This window comes from Caballeronia sp. (assembly GCF_049581465.1).
Classification (GTDB): Bacteria; Pseudomonadota; Gammaproteobacteria; order Burkholderiales; family Burkholderiaceae; genus Caballeronia.
This window is the reverse complement of the sequence record NZ_JBAUSA010000059.1, coordinates 1-8941: the sequence shown is the minus strand read 5'-3', so window position 1 is coordinate 8941 and position 8941 is coordinate 1. Positions and strand designations below refer to the sequence as shown.

Here is an 8941-nt window from a genome sequence, read left to right as displayed (position 1 = left end):
CGGATCTCGACGTGGACCGATCGTACACGAGACCTATCCGCCGCGGGAACAAACGCTGCTCGCTACTCGGAAAATGCCGCCTCGCCATGAGCGGTTCCTGTACCGTTGCTCGTCCATGCTAAGGTTCCGGGTTGCCGCGATACCGCTGCACTTTCTTAAGAACACTATTCTCACTCACGGAACGCTCTGGACGCTTTATGAAAAAGATTTCGCTTTTGCTTACGATTGCTGTTCTCGCCTCGGCTGCCTCTTCTGCCTTTGCTGATACCGGCGCGACCGTAACACTTCCGTCTGGTGTCACCGTGACGCAAATCACGGCAGGAACCGGGGCACAGCCTACTGCGGCGGATACCGTGACGGTCAACTACCGCGGGACGCTGACGAACGGCACCGAATTCGACTCTTCGTACAAGCGTGGTACGCCGGCATCATTTCCCCTTGGCCGTGTCGTCCAATGTTGGACAGAGGGTCTCCAGAAGATGAAGGTTGGTGAAAAAGCGAAGCTTGTTTGTCCGGCCGCGACGGCATACGGCGATCGCGGCGTGGGTGCAATTCCCCCGAACAGCACGCTGGTGTTTGAAGTCGAATTGCTGAAAATCGGCAACTGATGGCGACGCGGCGCGCGGGGTGCCGACACACATACGGCAATACGTATGCTGATCCGAGCCCTCTCACGCCGTGTCCAATAATATGGACGTCAGCAATCAGTCAGGCGTGGGAAAGTTGAAGAGGAAGGGAGAACATTCACCTGTGTCCTTAGTCTTATTTTGAGCGTAAAGCGCGCTGGTGCTTAAGCCAGACCAGGCCGAACAATACAACGCTAATAGCAGTAAGAACGGCGCCCGCGACCATGCAAATGGGCGTGAGCGCGGGGAAGAAGTCTCCGCTTTTATCTCGCATGAAAGCCCAGGCACCGGCGTCAAGCATCACCCCGCAAAAACCGGTAGCGACTGCGGGTTCGATACCGCTAGACCCGGTCGGCAGCTTTCGAGGTAAATCCGGCAGCGGTTCGCGTTTGAATGGCGTCGACTTTTCGTGCGGCTTGTCAGCGGGGTGTTCTGCAGGCATGGGGTAGGCGATTTTTGTTTGGAGACCCAGTTTATAGCGGTAGTGTGATCTTCGCGCACCATAGCGCGAGGCGACCTCAACGGACCAGCGGATCGTGCTAGATTGCTTTTACTACGCATTCACCGGAGCTTCGCATGGACACCCGTTCGATACTGGGCATGATTCACGCGGAGGAGGCTTTGCTGGTCTCCATCGTTCGATCGTTGCCGGCGGATATCAGGAGCAAGGTCGTCAGCGACTTCCATGAGCAGGCCGATATCGCCGAGACGTCGCACGTGAGTTCGACGGGCGACCGCGAAGCGGGGGACGCATTCAAGGCTCATGTCAGGCGGCCTTCGATTCTGCTTGCTTCGCTGACGTAGGGTGTCGGCTTCATGGCCGCTGGCCGGTAATAGTTGGGCACGGCCGGCGACACAGGTCGGCATGCAATGACGTGATTAAACGAGATTAAACGAGATTAAACGTGAGCGAGTGGGACACAGGATACGTTGGTGAAATTGCTTACACGTTCGGCTATTGTGATGAGCTCAATCCCGTACGGCTAAGACTTCCGTTATTAAGAGCGGGATTGGCCGTGCCAGATGTTCGTGTTGCCTGCGAATTGGGGTTCGGTCATGGTGTCAGCGTGAACATTCACGCTGCCGGATCGGCTAGCCAGTGGTACGGCACCGACTTCAACCCATTTCATGCGAGCTTCGCCCAGCAACTTGCGGACTGCTCCGGATCTCATGCGCGGTTGTCCGGCGAAAGCTTCTCTGCGTTCTGCCGGCGCGATGATTTTCCGGACTTCGATTTCATTGGTTTGCACGGCACCTGGAGTTGGATTTCCGAAGAGAATCGCGCGCTAATCGTCGACTTCATCCGGCGCAAACTCAAGGCCGGTGGTGTGGTGTACGTGAGCTACAACGCCCAGCCCGGTTGCGCGACAATGCTCCCGGTGCGGGAATTGATGCATGCGCATTTTCGGTCGAGCGCGGTGTCGGAATCACACGATGGCATCGCTCCCGAAGAACGTCTGCAAACGCGCATTCGGGCAGCCGTTGAATTCGCGCAGACCGTGTTCGCGACGCAACCCGGCTACGCGCTAGTCAACCCGCTGCTAGCCGAACGCGTCAACGGCATGTCCGGGGAAAGCCTCAATTACCTTGCCCACGAGTATTTCAATCGTGACTGGCAACCCATGTTTTTCTCGCAGGTTGCCTCGTCGCTCGGCGCTGCCGGGCTGACGTATGGCGGGTCCGCTGACTATCGCGATCATATCGACGAGGTGAACCTGACCTCCACGCAACGCGAACTAGTAGCGAGCATCACCGATACTTGCTTGAGGGAAACCGCGCGTGACCTCTGCGTGAATCGCTCATTTCGTCGCGATTACTGGGTCAAGGAACCACGCACGCTAAGCCACGAGGAGCAGCAGGCCGCATTGCGCGCACATCGCGTGATCCTTGCTCTGCCAAGAGCGTCGGTGGTACTCAAGGTGCGGGGCGCGCTGGGCGAGACGTTGCTGACAGAAGGCTTCTACGATCCGATCCTCGACGCGTTGTCCGGCCATCGCGCAATGACTCTGCATGAGATCGAGGAGAGCGTTCGAGACCGTTCCATCACGTTGACGCAGATCGTAACGGCGGTGACGTTGCTGATTAGCATGGGCGTTTTGTTGAACGCACAAGAAGAGGCCGAGATCGCCGATGCAAGGCCGTCGGCCGACCGATTGAACGCCGCGATCTGTGAGCGGGCAATCGAAGGCGCGGACATTCAATTCCTGGTGAGCCCGGTCTCGAGTTCAGGCATCTTGATGCCACGGATCCCGCAACTTTTTCTATTAGCGAAATTGCGCGGCATGCAGCGACCCGATCAATGGGCTGAGTTCGCTGAAACGACTATCCGCATGGAGCCTCGGCCGATGGGATCGCCAACCGATTCCGCTACCGTCGCGGGCGATCTTGCGGCGAAAACTCAGCGCTTCGCCCAAGTGCATTTGCCCATACTGCAGGCACTAGGGATCGGATAGCGTTGGACCGGTCCGTCGGGCTTCTTTAATCAAGGGGCCGGCCCGCTTTCTCGTCCATGAAAGCGACGGCGACTAGTCCTAGTGCTCCGCACCCAATCACGTACCATGCCGGGGCAAGCGCATTGCCGGTCACAACGATCAGCGACGTCACGAAGAACTGGGCAAAGCCACCAAAGATCGCCACGCCGAGGCTGTAGACCACTGCGCCGCCCGTCGCACGGACCGAGCGAGGAAAGAGTTCTCCCAGCATCGCCCCAACGCCCCCGATATTGATGGCATGCACGACCGACAGTGCACTCACAATGGTGATCAGCGTGGCGGGCGTCGGCCACCGGTTCAACGCGACGAATGCGGGATAGATGGCTAGCATCAGCACTATTCGCGAACCCTGCGCGAGCCTGTTACGTCCAAACCGGTCGGTCAGGTAACCGCCGACGGGCACCAGAAAAAACAAAATGGTGCCTGATACACAGCCAGACAACATCGCCGTACCCTGCGACAGCCCGAGCATTTTCACCGCGTAAATCGACAGATAAAACACGATAATAAAATGCGCAGCAGTGCCGGCAATTGTGAGTCCAAGACCGGTCAGCAGAGCGCGCTGATGATGGCGCAACACGTCGACGAGCGGAAGCTTCGGGGGCTTTGGTTGACGGGCGCGTGCGGGCTCTTCTTCGAGTGTGCCGCGCAACCAAAAACCAACCGGAACAATCAGCGTGCCGATCACAAAAGGCACACGCCAACCCCAGCTTTCAAGTTGCGCGTCCGACAAGTACGAGGTCAGTGCGACACCAGTCAGCGCACCCGCGAGCGCGGCAAGTCCCTGGCTCGCAAATTGCCACGACGCGTATAGGCCACGCCGATTTTGCGGCGCTTGTTCGAGCAAGAGCGTGGTCGATGCGCCCACCTCGCCACCTGCTGAAAATCCTTGTATCAACCGCGCGACGACCAGGATGACCGGCGCGGCGAGGCCCGCCTGGTGATAGGTCGGCGCCATTGCAATCATCGCCGTGCCAAGCGCCATGAGCGCGAGCGTGAGGATCATGGCTTTCTTGCGTCCGGCGCGATCGGCATACATGCCTATGATGAGGCCGCCGATTGGCCGCGTGAAGAAACCGACGCCAAAGCTCGCGACTGCCAGCAGCAGTTGTCCGACCGGATCGTGTACGGGGAAAAATAGCTTGCCGATCAACAGCGCGAAGAAGCCATACACCGTGAAATCGTAGAACTCGAGCGCATTACCGACGGCTGCGGCCATGACCAGCTTCGTGCGGCTTCGGGGCTTGGCATAGGCACTGTTGGTTACAGCTTCGACGGACGGCAGCGCGGATGTTTCCATGATTTTCCCTGGGGGGTATTGATCCTCGACATTCCCGCTGCGGACGAAGCCTGCGATCGGGTCGGCGAACTCATTCAGCCACTCATTCGGCCACTCATTCAGCCAGATACGCCTCGGTCAGGCGAACCCAGTAGCTCGCGCCGATGGCGAGAATATCGTCGTTGAAATCGTAGCCGGGGTTATGCACCATGCAACTGCCCTTGCCCTCGATGCCGTTGCCGATCCACGCATAGGCGCCAGGCACGACCTCGAGCATGTACGCGAAATCCTCGCTGCCCATGAGCGGGCGCGCTTGTGTATCGACGCGCTGGGCGCCGAGCATTGTCTGCGCCACATCCGCGGCGAAAGCGGTTGGCTCGGCGTGGTTCACAAGCACCGGATAACCCAGCTCATAGTCGATGTCGGCCTCGACGCCAAAGGCGCTCGCCTGCGCGTGTATGAGTGTTTTGATGCGTTCGTGCAGCAGTGCGCGCACGGTTGGATCGAGTGCTCGCACCGACAATTTCATTTCGGCGGTTTGTGGAATCACGTTGAAGGTTTCACCGGCCTTGACGCTGCCCACCGAGATCACCGCCGACTTCTGCGAATCGATTTCGCGGGCCACGATGCTTTGCAGGCTAAGAATGATCGCGCCGACTGCGGGCATCGGATCGCGCGAAAGATGCGGTAGCGCGCCATGGCCGCCCACGCCGCGCAGCACGACCGTGACGCGGTCCGCCGACGCCATTGCAGGTCCGGTGCAGAAGTTCATGTCGCCAGTCTTGAACCCCGGCATGTTGTGAAGGCCGAAGATGGCGTCGCACGGGAACCGGTCGAAGAGGCCATCGTTGATCATGGCACGTGCGCCACCGTAGCTCTCCTCGGCGGGCTGGAAAATAACATTCAGCGTGCCCGAGAACTGGCGGCTTTGAGCGAGATAACGGGCCGCGCAAAGCAGCATCGCCGTGTGGCCGTCATGACCGCACGCGTGCATGGTTTTCGGCACGGCGCTCGCGTAGTGCAGGCCGGTAGCCTCTTCAATGGGGAGCGCGTCCATGTCCGCGCGCAGACCGATGCGGCTGCTGCCCGTGCCCTCTCGCAGCACGCCAACCACACCCGTCTTGCCGAGCCCCCGCGTGACCTCATAGCCCCATTGCGTCAGCAAGCTGGCTACGAGATCGCTTGTCGCCACCTCCTGGAAGGCAAGCTCGGGGTGAGCATGGATGCGGCGCCGGATTGCGATCATTTCGGGCGCGATAGCGGCAATGCCGGGGATGACGGGGTCGACAGACAGCATGAGTGGGTTCCTTGAGCAAAGGCGAACGTGACCGGATGAAATTCAGGATATAAAGTCAAATTGAAAACCAAAAGACAGTTAATTGGATTGCTGACCACCTCAGGTTGTCAGCATGAGTCAGCATCAAATCGGATCATCGCGATGAAATACCATCAGCTGAAAGCGTTCTTGTCGGTCGCCGAGCAGGGAAGCATCCGCGCAGCCGCGCGCAGCCTGCATCTTTCGCAGGCGGCGCTGACGAAAGCACTCAAGGAACTGGAGACGGACCTGGGTGTGTCGCTGGTACTGCGAACCACCCGAGGTGTCCAGTTGACCGCCTACGGCCTGAGATTGCGGACGCGGGCGCAGATGATCGTGAGCGAGATGCGCCGCGCTGAGGAGGATATAGCGCATCTTAGGAGCGCTGGAACGGGGAAGGTTGCCGTCGCCATTACGCCCACGACCGCCATGTCATTCTTGCCTGCGGCATATCGGGCGTTTCGCAAGCGGATGCCGCATGCGCAAGTCAGCTTTATCGAAGGCTTTACGGGTGTCGCGCTGCCGCGCTTGCGCGAGGGCTCGCTGGACTTCGTCGTCGCCGTCGTCGTCGAGGAGCAACTGGCGCCCGAGTTCGACTACTTCGAGCTTTATCGGAGCCAGTCGGTGATCGTTGCCCGGCAAGATCATCCTCTGTCGCGTAGCACGACCCTTGCCGAACTCGTCGATGCGGAATGGCTTCTGAATCCATCGCCTGAAAGCTCGACGCGGCGGCTACTCGATTTCTTCTCCGAGCAAGGCTTGCCGGTGCCGCAGCGCGTAGTCGAGTGCCCAAGCTTCGTCATTGCACATGCGTTATTGCGCGGATCGGACGCTATCGCTGCGCTACCCGAGCCTTTGCTTGATCACCCTTGGGTGGGAGATGGCCTGACCGTGCTCCCGATCATCGATCCACTGCCGCCCATAGCAATCGGTGTAGTGACTCGCCGGGACAGCCCGCTGACACCCGCTGCGTCAGTCCTGCTGGACTGCCTGCAAGAAGTGACGCGAGCGCGTGTCTAGAACCGGCGCTCATGTCAGAGATGCAAGCCCACCCGCACCCATTCGCGCAAACGACACCGCCATCGACGCAAGCTCCTGCGCGACGGGTGTGAGCGGTACACCCGCGCGACGCAGCAAACACACCCGCGTGACCGGCACCTGTTCCTTGATGGGAACCATGACCACATGATCCTTGAAGAACGGATGTTGCGCGAGGCGAACCGGTTCGAGCGAAAGATAGTCGCTGTTCGCAACGCAATGCAGCGTGTCGAACACGGCCTCGGTCGTCGCTGCGATGCGAGGTCCTTCCAGCCCCGCGTCCTCGAACAAGGTCTGCAAGCGGTTTGCAACATCGCCGGCATGACGTGGCCGCGTGCTGACCCAATCGCACGACTTGAGCGCTTGCAATGAACGCGCATGGCTTAGCGGATGGCCCCGCCGCGCAATCACCGCCACGGGCGATTCGAACAGCACGGTCGCGTCCAGGTCGTGGATGTCGGCATCGCGCGAGGTCAGCGCCAGGGCGAAATCGAGGCGGCCTTCACGGACCCACGCGGTCAATACGCGCGACGTCGCGCTAGTCAGGTGAACATCGATACGCGGGCAACGCTCGCGAAAACTGGCGAGCAGCGCGGGGAATAATCGCATCATCGCCTCAGCAGCGACGCCCAGCGACACCTGCCCGGTCAACTCGCCGCGAAGCTGGCGCATCTCGTCTTCGGTCCGGGCGCACTCACCGAGAATGACATCGGCACGAATGCGCAGGCGCTCGCCGGTCGCCGTGAGCCGTGCGCCGCGATGGCCCCGCTCGAACAACGAACCGCCCACGCTGCCCTCGAGCTTTCTCAATTGCTGCGTGACACCGCTTTGCGCGATGCCCAGCCTACGCGCGGCCGCACGCAGGCTCCCCCCGTCCGCGACTGCCACGAACACGCGAAGCTGCGCCAAGGTCAGGTCCAAGATGTCACTCCCTGTGATATGTAAAAGTGATCATGATAAGCAAAACGGCCCTGTTTGCTGGCAACTAACACTCGTACCATGGTTCCACGCCATCCCACCGACCCAATGAGCGCCGATGAAAACCTTCCCTTTGTTGTTCCGGTCCACGTTACTCGCGGCCGCTATCGCCGCCACGGCCACCACGCCGGCGCTCGCGAAAGACCCGAATGTTCTGCGGCTGGGTATCGATCCGTCGTATCCGCCGATGGACGTCAAGATGCCTGACGGTCACGTGACGGGCTTTGACGTCGATCTCGCCGACGAGATTTGCCGCCGCATCGCGATGCATTGCGAATGGGTCGAGATGGAATTCTCGGGCGTGATTCCGGCACTCCAGGCGCGCAAGATCGACGCAATCGTTTCGTCGATGGCCATCACCGAAAAGCGCATGCAGCAGATCGCGTTCTCGACCAAGCTGTTTCAGTTCAAGTCGCGCCTGATCGCGAGGACGGGGACGCCGCTCACCGTGAGCGCGGAAGGTTTGCGCGGCAAGCGGATCGGCGTGCAAAGCGGTACGCAATTCGAAACCTACGTACAAAAGAACTGGCAGCCGGGCGGTGTCGAAGTCGTGGCCTATCAAAGCCAGGAAGGTGTGTTCGACGACCTGATCGCGGGCCGGCTCGACGCCGCCTTGCTCGGATCGGTGGAGGCCGACAACGGTTTCCTGAAGACGCCGAAAGGCAAGGGTTTCGGCTTTATCGGCGGGCCGCTTGAAATGGGCGATCACGGTACGGGCATCGGCTTGAGGAAGGAGGACGTTGCGCTCAAGGAAAAGATCGATCGCGCGATCGGCGCCATGCGGGCTGACGGGACCTACCAAAAAATCGCCGCCAAATATTTTGATTTCGACGTCTACGGCAACTGACATGCAAATTCGACACACCCCCCTCGTTTCGACTTCCATTGGCACGCGCCGCGAATTCGTCAGCTTCCATTTCGGCACGCCCGGCGCCGGCGAAAAAGTGTACTTGCAGGCGTCGTTGCATGCCGACGAAACACCGGCAATGCTGACAGCGTGGAGCCTGAAGCGGCGCTTGATCGAACTCGATAGAGAGGGCCGGATTCGCGGGGAGGTGATCCTCGTGCCGGTCGCCAATCCGATCGGCCTCGCACAACATGTGCTCGGCCAGTTCATTGGCCGCTTCGAGTTGAACAGCGGCCACAATTTCAATCGCAATTTTCCGCTGCCGTCGGCGAAGTCGCTGGTCGAACGCATAGGCTCGCACTGGAC

8 protein-coding genes and 1 pseudogene are annotated in these 8941 nt (G+C 60.0%); 6 read left to right on the top strand and 3 right to left on the bottom strand.

Going from position 1 to position 8941, the window contains the following annotated elements; translation table 11 throughout:
- Window positions 1-197: 197 nt before the first annotated feature.
- The 3 genes from WCA53_RS01395 to WCA53_RS01385 all read left to right on the top strand — a co-directional run bounded on the left by WCA53_RS01395 (window position 198) and on the right by WCA53_RS01385 (window position 3079).
- The gene (locus WCA53_RS01395) at window positions 198-608 is read left to right on the top strand and encodes an FKBP-type peptidyl-prolyl cis-trans isomerase (protein WP_423904643.1); all 411 of its coding nucleotides are present in this window, start codon (window positions 198-200) and stop codon (window positions 606-608) included.
- Between the two features lie 594 nt (window positions 609-1202).
- Window positions 1203-1430: a hypothetical protein gene (locus tag WCA53_RS01390; RefSeq protein ID WP_423904640.1), complete on the top strand. Its 228-nt coding sequence runs from the start codon at window positions 1203-1205 to the stop codon at window positions 1428-1430.
- Between the two features lie 212 nt (window positions 1431-1642).
- Window positions 1643-3079: a class I SAM-dependent methyltransferase gene (locus WCA53_RS01385; RefSeq protein ID WP_423904637.1), complete on the top strand. Its 1437-nt coding sequence runs from the start codon at window positions 1643-1645 to the stop codon at window positions 3077-3079.
- 25 nt (window positions 3080-3104) lie between these two features.
- Here WCA53_RS01385 and WCA53_RS01380 read toward each other — a convergent pair whose 3' ends face one another.
- Complete coding sequence (locus tag WCA53_RS01380; protein WP_423904634.1) at window positions 3105-4418, bottom strand: MFS transporter; 1314 nt, start codon at window positions 4416-4418, stop codon at window positions 3105-3107.
- Between the two features lie 94 nt (window positions 4419-4512).
- Window positions 4513-5694 carry a M20 aminoacylase family protein gene (locus WCA53_RS01375; protein WP_423904631.1) on the bottom strand — a complete coding sequence of 394 codons (1182 nt, stop codon included), beginning with the start codon at window positions 5692-5694 and terminating at the stop codon, window positions 4513-4515.
- Between the two features lie 141 nt (window positions 5695-5835).
- Between WCA53_RS01375 and WCA53_RS01370 the strand changes: the two genes are divergently transcribed.
- Window positions 5836-6732: a LysR substrate-binding domain-containing protein gene (locus WCA53_RS01370; RefSeq protein ID WP_423904626.1), complete on the top strand. Its 897-nt coding sequence runs from the start codon at window positions 5836-5838 to the stop codon at window positions 6730-6732.
- Between the two features lie 9 nt (window positions 6733-6741).
- On the opposite strand, the gene WCA53_RS01365 is transcribed toward WCA53_RS01370, so the two are convergent.
- Window positions 6742-7671, bottom strand: coding sequence for a LysR substrate-binding domain-containing protein (locus WCA53_RS01365; RefSeq protein WP_423904622.1), 930 nt, complete (start codon window positions 7669-7671; stop codon window positions 6742-6744).
- A gap of 115 nt (window positions 7672-7786) precedes the next feature.
- Between WCA53_RS01365 and WCA53_RS01360 the strand changes: the two genes are divergently transcribed.
- Window positions 7787-8575, top strand: a complete 789-nt coding sequence (locus tag WCA53_RS01360) for a transporter substrate-binding domain-containing protein (protein ID WP_423904619.1) — start codon at window positions 7787-7789, stop codon at window positions 8573-8575.
- Window position 8576: 1 nt separating this feature from the next.
- Window positions 8577-8941, top strand: a pseudogene (locus tag WCA53_RS01355) (succinylglutamate desuccinylase); the annotation flags it as partial.